The following is a 15,201-nucleotide window of genomic DNA, read 5'->3' as shown; positions in this document are numbered from 1 at the left end:
GCAGATGCTCGATGATATCTCATCAGCAAATCTGCCCTGCGGTCACGGCGATATCTGATTCATTATCTATGGCTACCTGAGCCAATCGCGCCAACCCTTCAACAATGACGTCCAGTGACATCGTAGGCTGGTTGCCCGAGCTATCTTGTTCTGGCAAAAGTGGGATATGCACAAAACCATGACGTACCGATTTATCGCGTAAATAATGTTGAACACCATAAAAGAGATGATTACATACGAAGGTCCCTGCCGTGTTTGAGACTTGGCATGGAATGTTTTCTTGTTGCAGTGCTCTTGTTATCGCCTTAATCGGTAACGTCGTAAAATAAGCATCCGGACCATCAGGGATCACTGGTTCATCTATCGGTTGATGACCACCATTATCCGGAATACGAAAGTCATCCACATTAATTGCAACGCGCTCAGGAGTAATCGCAGTACGTCCTGCCGCTTGACCAACTGTGATAACAATATCGGGCTGATGCAGTTCTATTGATTCAATCACTGCTTCAATGGATTCATATCGAGTAACAGGCACTTGGCACATTACCACTTCACCCCCATCGAGTTTTCTACCGTTTAAGCGCTTTACGGCCTCTAAGGCAGGGTTGATAGATTCCCCACCAAAGGGTTCAAAACCAGTAATCAAAACTTTCTTCATAGTGGCGGGTCTCATAGTAGTGGTCTTAACGAATTGTTGATGATGAATTTACAACAGCTTAGCTTTAGAACGTGAAGCATTATTACATCGCTTTTCCCACCCACCAAAGATTACGCTGCGCTTCGGATTGAAAATCTGAGATCCACCCTGATTTCACATTGCTTGCTTGAATTCAAACCACGCGCATGCCCCTGCTCCTCGTCTCTTGAGCCATTTGGTTAGTACAAATCCTTTCTTGGTTTCTGTCCGTAACTTAGGTAGAGTACGCGACCATTGAGTATCTACAATTCGAAGAGATTGAATACGATGAACATTGATAATCAAGTTATCGAAACACTAGAAGAGCTTGAAGCCTTCTTACACCTTATTGAAAGTGGCGCACTGGGTCTTGAGGGCGTAACCGGTGTGGCACTTGCGACAACGAACACAGATGGTCGTCCATTTGTGGCAGTATTGGGTGACAAACACCAATTGATCCTAGGTCGTTGGGTTTCTCAGCACGTTTACGATAACGGTAAAGACATCGTTCGTAACGGTCCACAGCGCAAACACTAATCGAATGTTTTTACCTCTAATCTTAGAGGGTTCTAAAACAGTAAAGCTCGCTCAAACAGCGAGCTTTTTTATGTCTATTGTCAGAGATTTAAGGTAATTCCTACAAGCCCTGTTTGGTTTCTAAGCTATTGTTCAAAAATAAAAAATAAGCTTGCCACCAACGACTTAACTCGTGACATTTCGCTGACAAAACTGCGAAAGAAACTCCTAGAATTTATCTCGGAAGCGATTCTAATGTTCGTTTCCGGACACCATCGCAGAGCAGTGTTCCTAGTTGCTCTGTTTGCCTCGTTTAGTCCGCTTGACAGCCTTGGACTAAGCGGGGCTTTTTTCTGGCATCAACGAAAAGATAACGGCTAATTAGCGAACCCAAGTGAGCTCGATTGTTTCTCTTCGTGAGAACATCTCGATATGAGAAGCCACAACAGCCTTCACTTTTACCAACAATTCTTCAGATTCCGCTTCACAGATAACCAAGAGGCACTCCCCTTCCAACCTAAATTCCGTGCTTCCGACAGGAAACGTCACTAAGCCCTTTTCGTCATTCCAAGTCGCAGGTACCTTGCGAGCAAAATGGCGGCATAAAGTGACGAGGTATTTACTCGCATGCTCGCTTTCGATTTTCGTCGTTTCTTTGATCATTGGTTTACACTTCCCTTCATAAACAAATCTCTCTCGCTAGGCTGTACCTTTCGAGCTCTCCAGAATAAAAAATGGCTCTCTGATGAGAGCCAAATAGCTAAGGTTGTTATACCCAAGTGACTTCAAGATGCAGGATTCAGAGCGCTGTCATTGATTCGAGAGTAAGGAAAACAACGCAGTGTAATAGCTAGCTCTTTCCAAGTTGTTTGACGCAGCAATCGGGTCAATGACACGCTCCCAAAGGGCGAGCTGCCTTGGCTTGTATACTTTGTTGCCGATTCTTGATTTAGAATGACTAGATCTTTAAATCGCCGCCGCGTCTACAAACCAAGTCATTCTCGCTGAACCTAGCATCTCGAGGTTACTTGGGTATATTAGAATTGATAAGCCGCCGATAACTTATAGTTACGTCCTGGCTCGTAATCATCCAAAGTAATACCTCGGGCCGTCCCCGAACGAGATGCATGAGACGTATATAGCTCGTCAAAGACGTTATCGATACCAAACGTTACCGATAGACCATCGATGTCAGAAGGCACCCATTGTGCGTACAAGTTATGTACATCGTAGCTGTCTTTCTTAGGTTGACCATCAAACACATTGTCTTCTTCAAGAACAAACATTGAGTTCCAACCGAAGATGGTTTCTAGCGAATCAGATTGGTAATCCAACGTCAGCGAGATGCTGTCACCCATATCAATACTGCGACCATTGCCGCCCGCGACAGGACCACCAGTATCTTTGTTCTCTGTATCTGATTTAGAGTATGACAGTTTGCTACCGAAGCTTTCATAACCATAGAAGGCACTTGCTTCGAAGCCCTTGATTTCCACATCACCCAAATTGTAAATAAGATAAGTTTTCGTAGTACGTTGGTACTCTTCAGCAATGTAGTTATCAATATCAGTTTGGAAGAAGGTTAAATTTGCACCAAATGAATGCGCATCCATGGTTTTGTCAAAGCGCACGCCACCTTGTGTGTTTTGCCCCGTTTCTGGTTTCAAACCATCTTGTAGGTAAGCCACATCTTGGTAAGCGATAAAGGTTTCCATTAATTCTGGACCTTTAAAGAGTGAACGAGAGCTTGCAAATAGCGTCCAGTCTTGTGTTATTGCCCACTCTGCTGCCAGTGCCCATGTCACTTCATCGTAATCGTTGTTACCTGTTTCTGCTTTGCGCTGGTAATCGTCAAAACGCAGACCCGCTGTGATGGAGAGAGCATCAGAAATGAAGAATTGGTCTTCAACGAATAACGCTGTAGAGACCGCGGATTCATCCATGAACTTACTGCTACCGTAGTAACTCTCCGAAGTCTTATCCATGTAATCAAGACCGTACGTCGCACGATGATCAAAATCACCCAATGTCAGCAGTGATTGGAATTTTGCACTCAAACCAAAGTTCTGGTTTTTCGCCGTGTTTTTCGACAAACGATTTGCCGGCCAACGCGGTGCCATTACGGATTCATCACGAACAATTTCAGTCTCGGTGTTGTAAAGTGTTACGTCACCTTGGTGTTGATCGCCGCGCAATTCATAACTAAGAGTGACCGTGTCACGATCATAATCAGTCGGAATCAATAAGTTGTTGGATAGACCATTGTTCGCGCCACCAGACATATCAGGTCGTGGGTTATAATCACCACTGTCACGGTACATGTCGTAAGAGATTTCAATGCGATGGATATCACCAAATTCGTACCCCAATTTCCCTAGGATATTGTAAACGTCACCTTCCGAGCCAAAGGTTTTATTACCATCACCATCTTTAAAGTCATCACGCGTCACATAGTGACCGTAGACCATAGCGTCCACGCTTTCAGACAACAGCCCATAAAGCGTTAAAGAGCCCTGTTGGTTATCATTAGACGCATAACCACCGTAAACACGCGCACCAAAGTTTTCATCGTAACGCAGCAGATCACGTGCATCTTTGGTTTCAAAGTACACCGCCCCACCAAGACCACTTTGAGTTACCGAGTTATTACCCACTTGGATATCCGCTGACTTCAAAATGTCCGGGTTAAGCGTAAGGTTACCAATATGGTGGAACATGTTGGCGTGCTGAGAGGCTCCGTCCAAACGGATATCAAGGTCGGTTTCACCAAGACCGCGAATCGTAATGCGTTGGTTGACAGAGTGCGTACCACCCACATCAACGCCCGGAATATCACGAAGTAAATCCGACATGTGATCGGCTTGCTTGAGCGACATATCGTCAGCAAACATTGATTCGGTGTTGCTGGATACTTTCGTCCCCCACACAACTACCTCTTCGAAGTGAGAGTCTTGATCTTGAGCTAAAGCTGGATGGGCAAGCGCCATCCCCACTGCTAGGCATAGGCTTGAGAGCTTAATTGGTGAGCGAACAGGGCTTTCCATAAACGTCTTCCTAAATATAAATGATAATAATTCTCACGCATGATAGGATCTCAATTCATAAATACAAAGACGAATCACTTATGCAAAATCGCATAGGTGTTATGAGGAAACGTCAAATGGCGGCAGAGACCAAAAAAAGAACTAAAATTGCCAAAGTAGCTCTCACCAAAAAGCTTGAGCAGACGGAAAAACAAATAATTGTTACGCAAGGTCAAAGCAGCCAAACTCAGCTTGCTGAAGGGAAATTTCTCTCCTACCAATACAACGACCAGATCTTTGTCCATGGCGGACGATGCATCGAATTAGTCGATTCCAATATAGTCTCTACTGCCCATTCAGCCCTACTGATTACTATCCTTCTTGAGGGAAAGCTATCTTTTGGCTATGACGATCTTCAATTCGACTTTGACGCTAACAAAGCACCACAAGGTGTGGTTGTTAACCTAGCAAAACCCGCTAACTTCCGCCGCTCACTGATTCAAAATAACAGAATGAATAAGATCAACATTCTTATTAAACCACCTTGGTTAGAATCGAGAATGGCGGGAAATTGTGGACACAAGCGCTTCATTGAAACTCACCAAGCTTTTTACACACTGGAGCTTAATGAGACGTTAATTGAGCTTGCACGCTCTCTCACTCAACGTGAATCTCCGACAAATATGAAAGATCGTATAGAGGTCGAAAGCTTGATTTACCAAGTGCTTTCCCACTCAATCGGGCAAATGCCTGACGATTACTGCGCGGTATGTGAAAAACAGCATCGCTCCGCTGACACTCGCGTAGAAAATGTAGTCAGTTACATAGAAACACATCTCGATGAAGATTTAACCTTAGAGCGTCTAGCAGAAGAGTTTGCAATGAGCGTTTCAAACCTCCAACGACGTTTCAAACAAGCTTTTAACATGACCATTAATGGTTACATCCGCCATCGCCGCTTAGAGATCGCTCGCCAGCATTTGGAACGGGGATTAGTGACTATCACAGAAGCGGCATACGAAGCGGGCTATCATCATCCATCAAACTTTACCAACGCCTTCAAGAAAGTATTTGGTGTTCCCCCACATGAAGTCGTCAACAGCCATTGAGTATACCCAAGTAACCTCGAGATGCTAGGTTCAGCGAGAATGACTTGGTTTGTAGACGCGGCGGCGATTTAAAGATCTAGTCATTCTAAATCAAGAATCGACAACAAAGTATACAAGCCAAGGCAGCTCGCCCTTTGGGAGCGTGTCATTGACCCGATTGCTGCGTCAAACAACTTGGAAAGAGCTGGCTATTACACTGCGTTGTTTTCCTTACTCTCGAATCAATGACAACGCTCTGAATCCTGCATCTTGAAGTCACTTGGGTATATATCCATATAAATTTGCTCTCAAAGCTATTTGGGAAGACAAACACTTGGCGTTATACTCGCGAGAAAGGTTATCTGAAATACAGAGGTCATCATGAATATTGGTGCAGTTGCGAAACTAACGGGGTTGTCTTCTAAATCGATTCGTATGTATGAAGACAAAGGCATCATTTCGTCACCAGCTCGTAGCGATTCAGGTTATCGCGAATATTCTGACAAACACATCCAAGAGCTCAACCTTGTTTCCCGGGCAAAAAACGCGGGATTCTCACTGCAAGAATGCAAAGAATTTGTGCAACTGGCGCATAATCCAAATCGCAAAAGTAGCGAAGTGAAAGCGCGTACGATGGATAAGCTTCATGAAGTGGAGCAAAAAATCGCTCACTTGTTGGAAATTAAAAAGCAATTAGAAGGTTGGGTTTCATCTTGTCCGGGCGATGCCGAGAGCCGATGTCCAATCATTGATGAGCTCACCAAGTAAGCTCATCAACATTTCTATTTCGGTTTACAGGGCTATTGTTCTAGTAAGGTACTGTTTTAACGTAATTCTGTTTTAGTAAATATCGCTTTAATGGTAAGTACACATACGCTTGCCATTAAGCTCAATGATATTAAAAGGTGTCTCGTAGATATCTTCTAACGTGGACGCCTGAATTACCTCATCTACCTTGCCACTGGCAACCACTTTACCCTTCTTCAGAGCAAGGATCTCATCGGAATAACAAGCTGCAAAATTAATATCGTGGATCACCACAACCATAGCTTTATTCATATCGTGCGCAAGACGTTGAACGATTCTCATGATTTGTAGCGAATGCTTGATATCAAGGTTATTCAATGGTTCATCGAGGAAAACATAATCCGTATCTTGGGCTATCACCATCGCAATAAACGCCAACTGTCGTTGACCACCACTCAATTCATCTAAGAACTTATCTTGAATTTCTTTCAGATCTAAGTAGTCAATTGCTTGGTCGATAATCGCATGGTCATCTTTGGACAAGTTGCCTTTTGAATAAGGGAATCGCCCAAACGATACCAATTCTTTTACGGTAAAACGCATCGTAATCGTGTTAGCTTGACGCAATACCGCCAACTTTTTCGCAAGTTCTTTGGTGTCCCAATCTGCAATCTCTTTGCAGTCGATCATGACACTACCACCATCTCGCTCGGTCAATCGTGACGCCATGGACAGCAAGGTACTCTTTCCTGCTCCGTTTGGACCAATAATCGATGTCACCTTCCCTTTCTCAAATTGGGTATCCGCGCCATCAACCACTTTGTTGGAACCAAATGCTTTGGTTAATTTATCTATAACTATCATGTTTATACGACTTTGTTTTTCAGCAGTAGATACAAGAAGTAGATACCACCAATAAAGTTAATCACTACGCTCAGCGTCGTTTCAAATGAAAAGACGTTTTCTATAATCCATTGCCCCGACAATAAGGCACAAATTGCCATCAAAGAACAACCTATTAACAAGGTACGATGCTGGTAAGAGCGGAACATTTCACGGCTCAAGTTTGTCACCAATAAACCAAAGAACATGATTGGTCCGACTAAAGCCGTCGAAATGGCAATGAGAACCGCAGAGAGAATAAAGACGTTGCGCGTCACATTAGGGACATCAACCCCAAGACTCTTAGCATTGTCTTGGTCTAGCCAAAAAACATCTAAAGTACGATGCATGCGATACAACAACCAGCAAACGATGAGCAATATTGGTGAACTGAGATACACCAAGTTCACCTTCACATTATTGAAACTCGCGTACAGTTTAGATTGCACAAACGCAAAAGTATTTGGGTCCATAAGAAGGGAAAAGAACACCGCAATGTTGTTAAACAACTGCCCAAAGATCAGCCCAACCAATAGCAAAGTGATGAGATTGCGCCCGCCTTTTGAAAAATAAAACCCAAACAGCAATAGCGAAAATCCCACCATGACCAGCACAGCAATCGAGAAGTTGATGTAGACATTCAGAACGAGAGCGCTTAAACCACCAAACAACAAAACAATCAGCACTTGCGTTAACACATACAACGCATCAAACCCCATGATGCTTGGAGTAAGAATCCGGTTGTGGGTAATGGTTTGGAACACCAACGAAGATTGAGCAATCGCAATACCCGCCAATACCATAGCTAACACTTTAGGCACACGTCGCGACAAAAAGTACTGGTAGTTATCTGCTGTTAAGCCAATACCAATAAACAAAAAAGCAAAAAGCAGCGCGACGGCTGCCAATAAGAACAGTTTCTTGGAATCACGCACTTTGCTTACCTCGCAACAACATCGCGATAAACACCACTCCGCCCAAGATGCTGATCACGATTGAAATCGGCATTTCATGAGGGAAGATGATCAATCGGCTAACCAAGTCACAAGCTAAAACAAGTATTGCCCCGTATATAGCGGTAAGCGGGATATTGCGTTTGAGATTATCACCGTAGAAGTAACTGACTAAGTTTGGCACGATAAGCCCAAGAAATGGCAGTTGACCTACGATCATCACCACACTGGCTGACATTACCGACACCAAAAGTACGCCTAACGTCACCACTTGCTGATAGTTCAGCCCAAGGTTTACTGCAAAGTCTCTACCAATGCCAACCGCAGAAATGCGTGCCGCAAATAGGTAACTTAAAAGAGCAACGGGAACAGCAATATAAAGCAGCTCAAAATCACCACGCAAAATGTTTGCAAAGTTTGCCACGCTCCATGCTGACAGGCTTTGTAGTGCATCGTATTTGTAGGCAATGAAAGTAGTAACAGCGTCAACAACGTTACCAAAGATGATGCCCACGAGTGGCACAAACACGACGCTTTTGAATTGAATACGTTGAATGAACTGGACGAACATCAAGGTACCCAGGATAGAGACAGCAAAGACAAGCCAAAGCTGTTCGCCATTACCAAAAAACACCACACTCATTACGTAACCAAGCATGGCACACTCAATCGTACCTGTTGTTGAAGGCGCGGCGAATCGGTTTTGGCTAATTTGCTGCATCACTAATCCAGCGATGCTTAGCCCTGCTCCCGCAAGAAGGATGGCAAATAAACGCGGAACCCGGCTAGTAAAGAAAAGTTCTAGTGCTTTTGCATTGCCCGAAAACAACTGTTGGGGTGTCATATTTGCCACCCCAACAAACAACGATGCAACGCTTAGAACAACAAGAACAAGCAATAACTTTTTCAAAGTTAACCTCAGCTAGCTTCGCTTACAGATCGATCGTGTGTTTAATTTCACTCACCATCTTTTCCGTTGCGGTAACGCCGGACATTGCTAAATACCATGCGTCAACATCTAGAAAAGTAATTTTCTTGTTCTTGTAAGCCGAAGTCGCTTTAACCAAATCGTTATCCAGCGCTTTAGCGAGGTCATGATCAGACTTTGCGTGAAGTGAATTTCTATCAATAACTAGAATATTTTTCGGATTAGCTTCGCGAATAAACTCATAAGAGATTACGTCACCGTGCGTGCCTGTTTTGAGGTTCTTCACTGTTTCTGTAAAACCAAAATCTGTGTAAATCGCCCCAAAACGAGATTTCGCACCAAATGCGCTGATGTTGTCACCAATACTTAGAATCGTAAGCGCATCATTATTATGAGCTTGGTTATAGTCATGAATTGCTTTGAATTGAGCGTCTAACTTCGTAATTTTTTGCTCGACCTTATCCTCGATATTGAAGATTTTGCCAATATTTCGCCATTGTGCTTTGGTCCCTTGCCAGTAATCTTCATTCTCGCCTGAAGCAAATACTACCGTTGGGGCAATTTCACTTAACTCATCGTATTTTGACGAACCGCGAGGACCAACCAAAATCAAATCTGGTTTTTGCATGTAGATGGTTTCGAAGTCTGGTTCGAACAGACTACCTGCCGATTTGTAATGAGCTTTACTGTACTTAGATAAGTACTTTGGAAGATGGGAGGCGTTCGATACCGCTACAGGGTCAATACCAAAACTGTCGAGTGTATCGAGTGGACCAAAGCCAATCACAACCACACGTTTTGGCGATTGTTCGACTTCTGTCGTTCCCATGTAGTGATCGATTTTGACGGTTGCAGCAAAAGCAGGTGAGATTGTTAGCAGCGAAACAAGAGCCGCACTGACGAGTTTTTCCATTATTCTAAGCCTTAAATGAGATCCATTATCATGCGCATTCGCAATATATCGTTACTCAATCAGGCATTCAACCGATTCTTTAATAACTTTATACCCAAGTAACCTCGAGATGCTAGGTTCAGCGAGAATGACTTGGTTTGTAGACGCGGCGGCGATTTAAAGGTTTAGTGGGTCTAAATCAACGAATTACACCTCACCAATATCGAATTTGAGACGGTAAGCGCAAAGTTATCAAATTAATATTTATCACTTTAATGAATGTTTATACTTCTTTTAAATGACTCACTAAAAAGGACTAGATAATGAAGAAGTTAGCATTGGTTTTATTTGTAGCAGCACAGCTAATGGCATGTACGGAAGTTGGCAGTGAAGCGTGGTGTAACGATATGAAAGAGAAACCAAAAGGCGATTGGACTGCTAACGAAGCTTCTGATTTTGCTAAGCACTGTGTTTTCTAATTCAGAAATAAGCGCTTATCGCTCTTAGTAAAAAGTGCTCATGATGACCCACAACATTGTATTTCGGAATTCTAACGTTGTGGGTTATTCGTAAGCATCAAGAAATGTTTTTAGTGCCGCTTCATCAACAATCTCAAGCCCCTGCTCGCCTTTTCTGATCAAACCTTTGTCCATCAGATCTTTTACCGCTCGACGATAAACGCGTCCTGACGTGCCAAATCTTTCGGCTTCTTGGTTTACTTTGTCAAACCCACCCAACAAGGTGTTGGTCTGCTTTTGTACTAGCAAATCATAAGCAATGTTGTAAGTAATTGGGTGCAACAAGCGATTGGTATAGATGTCCATTGAATCTTGATAATCCTCCGCCAAAGCAGAAGCAAAGAAAAACATCATGTCAGGTTGCTGATGCAATGCCTCAGTCAGTTTTTGGATGCAGATAATATCCACTTGCATATGTTCATCGGCGACGACGTTCCACTGACAAGGCGTTTGCGTGAAGTACTCCATTTCACCATAGATATGATAATCGCAATTGGCTTCACCTAATTGAAAACGACGACCGTTGACAGCAATAATACTCATTGAAACTCGACCGACTGGCACAACATACAGATATTGAAGCTGCTCACCTTGGCGAAGGATCTCTTCACCAGAGTCAAAGTATCGACTGCCGATTTGGCATTGATAGATTAAGTCACGAAACTCGGCACTTTTCTGTTCTAGAAAGCTTTTGAAACGTCCGGTTGAGTAAGGGCTGATTTTCACGTGAGTTTCTCTTTAATGACAACAATCTCAAATAGATTGTACTCGCTAGAATCGTTTGATGACAGCCAATAAAAAAGCGACACCAAAGTGCCGCTTTAAAAATTAACTAAGCTGTGATCCAGTTAACTCTGCGCAATTAAGGCTTCAAGAGCAGCGTAAGACGCTAAACGCTCTCCTTCCATCATCACTTGCGCTTCGTCTACGTACTGTCCTACACCTTCTTTCACATCCTGCTGATACAAAACCACATTGTTCAAGATAGAAGCAACGTTTAGACCACGCAGGCGACCGACGGTAAACAGAGCCGAGGTTTCCATATCCGCGCCGAGAATACCTTTCTTGTTCCAGTATTCACAAATCGCTTCTTCGTCGTCGGTGTAGAAGCTGTCATGGGAGCGAACCACACCTAAATGATAGTGCGCCTCTTTTTCGGCTAAATAGCTATCCAGCGCTTTCAGTAACGAAAAGCTTGCGTAAGCCGGATACGAAGAGCGAACGTATGCTTTCGAACCACCTTCGTCTCTTACTGCGCCTTCAGCCACTATCAACTCACCGAGTTGAATGCCTGATTGCATCGCACCAGCCGATCCCACACGAATCACGTCTGTCACACCACACTGTTTTAGCTCTTCCACCGCAATGATCATCGAAGGGGCGCCTATGCCTGTACTGCATACTGAGATTTGCTTACCTTGGTATGTGCCAGTGAACACTCTATATTCACGGTTTTCAGAGACCAACTCTGCGTTATCAAACAACGCGGCAATACGGTTTGCTCGATCTGGCTCACCACAGACGATCACTCGCGATGCTATCTGGGTGTTGTCTACGCCAATATGAGGTTGTTTCATCATTGGCTTAACCTTGCGCTGTCGCTTGAGTTAGGGTCTTATCACCATTGCGTTTCGCACTACGTGCCCATTCTCTTGTGCCGTTTGCTGCGATGAACATTAGAATCGCGTATTGAACCGACATTGCATACACGCCTTGTGTTGCGTAAATACCAACGCTGATGATGTTGATTACGACCCAAAGAATCCAGTTCTCAACGTACTTACGTGTCATTAAGATTTGCGCCACGATAGACAGAACGGTCATAGTTGCATCCCAGAATGGGAAAGCATCTGGCTCCAACACAGGTTCAGACAAACCTGCACCGAACACATTTAACGTATCAACGGCAATGTTAGCCAACGCGAAAAAGAATGGGTCGATATAGATGGTTAACAGCGCAATCGCAACAATGCTTACTGAACCTGTCGCGATGAGCTTCTGCTTGCTTAACCAGCGCACCTCTAGTGTCTCACCTTGTGCATTTGGTCTTGTCCACGCATACCAACCATAAATGTTGGCGCAGAAGAAGAACAATTGAAGCAGAAGCAATCCGTAAAGCTGAATCTGGAAAAAGATAACGGCGAAAAGTGTTACGTTCAGCAAACCGAACAAGTAGTTAATGGTTTTTTCTTGGCTCGCAAACCAAATACAAAGCAGACCGAAAACCGTACCAAAAGCTTCGATCCAACTCATCGCATAGCCACCACCAATAGGAATATTAACAAGGGTGTTATTGATGTCTAACAGGGCAAATAGGTCCATGAAGATGTCCTTTATTATTGTGCTTGGGATGTGCTCATCTTATTGCCTCGCAGCAAACAAAAAGGAGGACATTTGTCCTCCCTTCGATGTACCCGATCATAAATCAGATCAATACTTGCTTTAAAGTGCCTGAAGCACACTTATTCCTTCGCCACTATTTAGGATTCATGTCCCAAGTAACGCTTCTTGAAAGATGATGCCGCAGCAAATAGTGCTGTAGCTATGAACGTAAATGCGATACCCAATAAGTAAATGAATTCTTCATTGGCAAGCAACTCATAAACACTCAAAGAAAACACGAATAAGACTAAGAGAATATTGATACGGTGAAACCACGGTCTCTTAACTGAATGCAGTGCGTATCTCTTGACGAACATAAAAATTTTCCATTTGCTACAATAATTTATAAATCTATTTATAGACCCTTTTAATAATAAGCTTTTTGGAATATTTCTACACGAAATCTTTTACTTTACGCGCAAAAAATCACATTTTGTTGGGCTTATTGTTCAAAAGGCGTGGGGTTGCTTCCTAAATCCTTATAAAAAGCACCTTCAATAAAAGTATAGGTCTATAACTTATTGAGAATGAATAAATTTTGAGCTAAGAGAGACGCTTCACACTTTTACGTTCAATCAGTGTCGGCTCTAATTGCACAACCTGAGCTTCGTCAGACTTATCATCCAATTTACGCAACAATGTCTCTACAGCAGCTTGTCCAAGACGGTACTTAGGCTGATGAATAGTGGTGAGGGATGGCGACATAAACTTAGCGATGTGGATATCGTCATAACCAATGATAGAAAGCTGCTCAGGTACTTGAATACCCAACTCATTTGCCGCGTTAATTGCGCCCATGGCCATCATGTCGTTGGAAACAAAAATAGAACTTGGTAACGGACCACGTTCCGCCATTTTTTTGAAGGCTTGATAACCACCTTCGCATTCAAAGTCCGATTCAACAATCCAGTTGGCGTTGAACTCAAGCTCTGCTTCGATCATCGCGCGTTTGTAGCCTTCGTAACGCATTTGCGCTTGATGCTTAATTAATGGTCCAGTGATACAACCAATCTCTTTGTGACCACAATCAATAAGGTATTTGGCTGCCAAGTAACCACCACGAAGTGAGTTATCTTGGATCTTATCGCTTGTGAACAGCATTGGTCCCCAATCCATCACTACAACTGGAATATCAGGGTAACGTTCAAATACATCAATGCGCTCCCCTTCTAACGATGAACACATTAGAATCAGACCATCAACTCGCTTTTGTAGCAACGTATTGATGGAATCACGCATGCGTTCGTTATCGCCTTCAGTGTTACACAGGATCAGGCTATAGCCTTTATGGTAGCAACTGCGCTCAACACCTTTTACGACTTCACCGAAAAATGGGTTGGTTGAGGTAGTCACCAGCATACCAATGGTTTTGGTGCGATTGACTTTGAGGCTACGCGCCAAAGCTGAAGGCGCGTAGTAATTGAGCTCTTTGGCAGCGTTGTTGACTCGTTCCGAGATCTCTTCGCTGACAAAGCGAGTTTTGTTAATAACATGGCTCACAGTTGAGGTGGAAACCCCTGCCAGTTTTGCGATGTCTTTCATCGTTGCCATGTTATTACTCCTTAATTAGTTTTTAACCAGAAACTCCTCAACCTCTTTTCGGGTTGGAATGGAGGTTTGCGCGCCAAAGCGAGTTACTGAGATCGCTGCTGCTGCGTGGGCAAACTTAATCGCTGATTCTAAAGGTAAGTCTTCCAATAAACCAGTGACTAATGCCCCATTAAACGTATCGCCCGCCGCTGTGGTATCTGTTGCTTCTACGCGGAAACCAGGAATGATTTCACCGCGACCGTTTTGACTCAACCACACCCCTTTCGCACCGAGCGTGATCATGACGATTTCAATGCCTTTCGAATGCAGGATGTTTGCCGCTTCTTGTGCGCTGTCATCGTCCGTTACCGTCACACCTGTTAGTACTTCCGCTTCCGTTTCATTTGGTGTGATGACATCAATGCAAGACAGTAACTCATCAGACAATTCACGCGCTGGCGCTGGGTTCAGAATGACGTTGGTTTTGGCATCTTTCGCGATTCGCGCAGCTTTCTCGATGCCGCACATTGGCGTTTCTAGTTGCATCAACAAGTAATCAGCCTGACGAATGCGCTCTAGATCTGGCTCAATCGCCTCTGCAGTCAGCTTGGCGTTGGCTTCTGCGGAGATACAAATGCTGTTCTCGCCGCTGTCCGCCACTTGAATCATGGCAATGCCCGTTGGGCAGTTCGGCTGCATTTTCACGCCAGCAATATCGATGCCATCCATTTTGAAGTTCTCACGAATGTTGATGCCGAATGAATCATCACCCACACACGCAATAAAACCGATATCTGCGTTTAATCGAGCTGCCGCAACAGCTTGGTTGGCACCCTTGCCACCTGGGATAACTTGATAGTTGCGACCATGCAGCGTCTCGCCTGGACGAGGGAAAGAAGGCACTTGAAGAACATGGTCAGCGTTTACACTACCTAACACCACTAACTTATTCATACGGTTATCCTCGGTTCTGAATGAACCCTTTATATTTGAACAGGAGTAATAGGTTTACGCTCTTTGAAAAAACGTAAGCGTATTACGATTCAAATAGATTCAGTTTTCT

General features: G+C 43.8%; 17 protein-coding genes. 4 read left to right on the top strand and 13 right to left on the bottom strand.

Going from position 1 to position 15,201, the window contains the following annotated elements; all coding sequences use genetic code 11:
* Positions 1-22 precede the first annotated feature (22 nt).
* Entirely contained in the window at positions 23-661 is a 639-nt protein-coding gene (gene pcp / locus OH459_RS20375; protein ID WP_038899545.1) for a pyroglutamyl-peptidase I, read from the bottom strand.
* Positions 662-967: 306 nt separating this feature from the next.
* Between pcp and OH459_RS20370 the strand changes: the two genes are divergently transcribed.
* Positions 968-1,216 (top strand): hypothetical protein, encoded by a 249-nt coding sequence (locus OH459_RS20370; protein WP_005452227.1) that lies wholly within the window; start codon positions 968-970, stop codon positions 1,214-1,216.
* 360 nt (positions 1,217-1,576) lie between these two features.
* Here OH459_RS20370 and OH459_RS20365 read toward each other — a convergent pair whose 3' ends face one another.
* Together OH459_RS20365 and OH459_RS20360 are read right to left on the bottom strand one after the other, a co-directional pair.
* Complete coding sequence (locus OH459_RS20365) at positions 1,577-1,858, bottom strand: DUF2218 domain-containing protein (protein WP_017818692.1); 282 nt, start codon at positions 1,856-1,858, stop codon at positions 1,577-1,579.
* A gap of 374 nt (positions 1,859-2,232) precedes the next feature.
* Positions 2,233-4,239, bottom strand: coding sequence for a TonB-dependent siderophore receptor (locus OH459_RS20360; protein ID WP_045487382.1), 2,007 nt, complete (start codon positions 4,237-4,239; stop codon positions 2,233-2,235).
* A 116-nt stretch (positions 4,240-4,355) separates the two neighbouring features.
* Here OH459_RS20360 and OH459_RS20355 point away from each other — a divergent pair, with 116 nt between their 5' ends.
* Together OH459_RS20355 and cueR are read left to right on the top strand one after the other, a co-directional pair.
* Positions 4,356-5,327 (top strand): helix-turn-helix domain-containing protein, encoded by a 972-nt coding sequence (locus OH459_RS20355; RefSeq protein ID WP_049537694.1) that lies wholly within the window; start codon positions 4,356-4,358, stop codon positions 5,325-5,327.
* Between the two features lie 360 nt (positions 5,328-5,687).
* Positions 5,688-6,074 carry a Cu(I)-responsive transcriptional regulator gene (cueR, locus tag OH459_RS20350; RefSeq protein WP_005437780.1) on the top strand — a complete coding sequence of 129 codons (387 nt, stop codon included), beginning with the start codon at positions 5,688-5,690 and terminating at the stop codon, positions 6,072-6,074.
* 87 nt (positions 6,075-6,161) lie between these two features.
* Here cueR and vctC read toward each other — a convergent pair whose 3' ends face one another.
* The 4 genes from vctC to OH459_RS20330 are packed head-to-tail and all read right to left on the bottom strand — an operon-like array spanning position 6,162 to position 9,729.
* Positions 6,162-6,917, bottom strand: a complete 756-nt coding sequence (gene vctC, locus OH459_RS20345; protein ID WP_047516118.1) for an iron chelate ABC transporter ATP-binding protein VctC — start codon at positions 6,915-6,917, stop codon at positions 6,162-6,164.
* Between the two features lie 2 nt (positions 6,918-6,919).
* Positions 6,920-7,870 (bottom strand): iron chelate uptake ABC transporter permease subunit VctG, encoded by a 951-nt coding sequence (vctG, locus tag OH459_RS20340; RefSeq protein WP_269988384.1) that lies wholly within the window; start codon positions 7,868-7,870, stop codon positions 6,920-6,922.
* Positions 7,863-8,798: an iron chelate uptake ABC transporter permease subunit VctD gene (gene vctD, locus OH459_RS20335; RefSeq protein WP_269988383.1), complete on the bottom strand. Its 936-nt coding sequence runs from the start codon at positions 8,796-8,798 to the stop codon at positions 7,863-7,865. The genes vctG and vctD overlap by 8 nt, the downstream gene beginning before the upstream one ends.
* A 22-nt stretch (positions 8,799-8,820) precedes the next feature.
* Positions 8,821-9,729 carry a siderophore ABC transporter substrate-binding protein gene (locus OH459_RS20330; RefSeq protein WP_009703143.1) on the bottom strand — a complete coding sequence of 303 codons (909 nt, stop codon included), beginning with the start codon at positions 9,727-9,729 and terminating at the stop codon, positions 8,821-8,823.
* A 302-nt stretch (positions 9,730-10,031) separates the two neighbouring features.
* Here OH459_RS20330 and OH459_RS20325 point away from each other — a divergent pair, with 302 nt between their 5' ends.
* Positions 10,032-10,187, top strand: a complete 156-nt coding sequence (locus OH459_RS20325) for a DUF3012 domain-containing protein (RefSeq protein WP_005452237.1) — start codon at positions 10,032-10,034, stop codon at positions 10,185-10,187.
* A gap of 84 nt (positions 10,188-10,271) precedes the next feature.
* On the opposite strand, the gene OH459_RS20320 is transcribed toward OH459_RS20325, so the two are convergent.
* The 6 genes from OH459_RS20320 to rbsK all read right to left on the bottom strand — a co-directional run bounded on the left by OH459_RS20320 (position 10,272) and on the right by rbsK (position 15,092).
* A complete protein-coding gene (locus OH459_RS20320; protein ID WP_005452238.1) occupies positions 10,272-10,952 on the bottom strand; it encodes a Crp/Fnr family transcriptional regulator in 681 nt (226 codons plus the stop codon).
* Between the two features lie 122 nt (positions 10,953-11,074).
* Positions 11,075-11,806 (bottom strand): nucleoside phosphorylase, encoded by a 732-nt coding sequence (locus OH459_RS20315; protein ID WP_053053869.1) that lies wholly within the window; start codon positions 11,804-11,806, stop codon positions 11,075-11,077.
* Between the two features lie 4 nt (positions 11,807-11,810).
* Positions 11,811-12,548: a nicotinamide riboside transporter PnuC gene (pnuC, locus tag OH459_RS20310; protein ID WP_005452241.1), complete on the bottom strand. Its 738-nt coding sequence runs from the start codon at positions 12,546-12,548 to the stop codon at positions 11,811-11,813.
* 158 nt (positions 12,549-12,706) lie between these two features.
* On the bottom strand, positions 12,707-12,925 hold the full coding sequence (locus tag OH459_RS20305; protein WP_005452242.1) for a hypothetical protein: 219 nt from the start codon (positions 12,923-12,925) through the stop codon (positions 12,707-12,709).
* A 226-nt stretch (positions 12,926-13,151) separates the two neighbouring features.
* Positions 13,152-14,159 carry a substrate-binding domain-containing protein gene (locus tag OH459_RS20300; protein WP_005452243.1) on the bottom strand — a complete coding sequence of 336 codons (1,008 nt, stop codon included), beginning with the start codon at positions 14,157-14,159 and terminating at the stop codon, positions 13,152-13,154.
* Positions 14,160-14,174: 15 nt separating this feature from the next.
* A complete protein-coding gene (gene rbsK / locus OH459_RS20295; RefSeq protein ID WP_005452244.1) occupies positions 14,175-15,092 on the bottom strand; it encodes a ribokinase in 918 nt (305 codons plus the stop codon).
* Between the last annotated feature and the right edge of the window lie 109 nt (positions 15,093-15,201).

Source organism: Vibrio sp. MM46, assembly GCF_027587135.1.
GTDB lineage: Bacteria > Pseudomonadota > Gammaproteobacteria > Enterobacterales > Vibrionaceae > Vibrio > Vibrio harveyi.
This window is presented reverse-complemented; position numbering and strand designations above follow the sequence as displayed.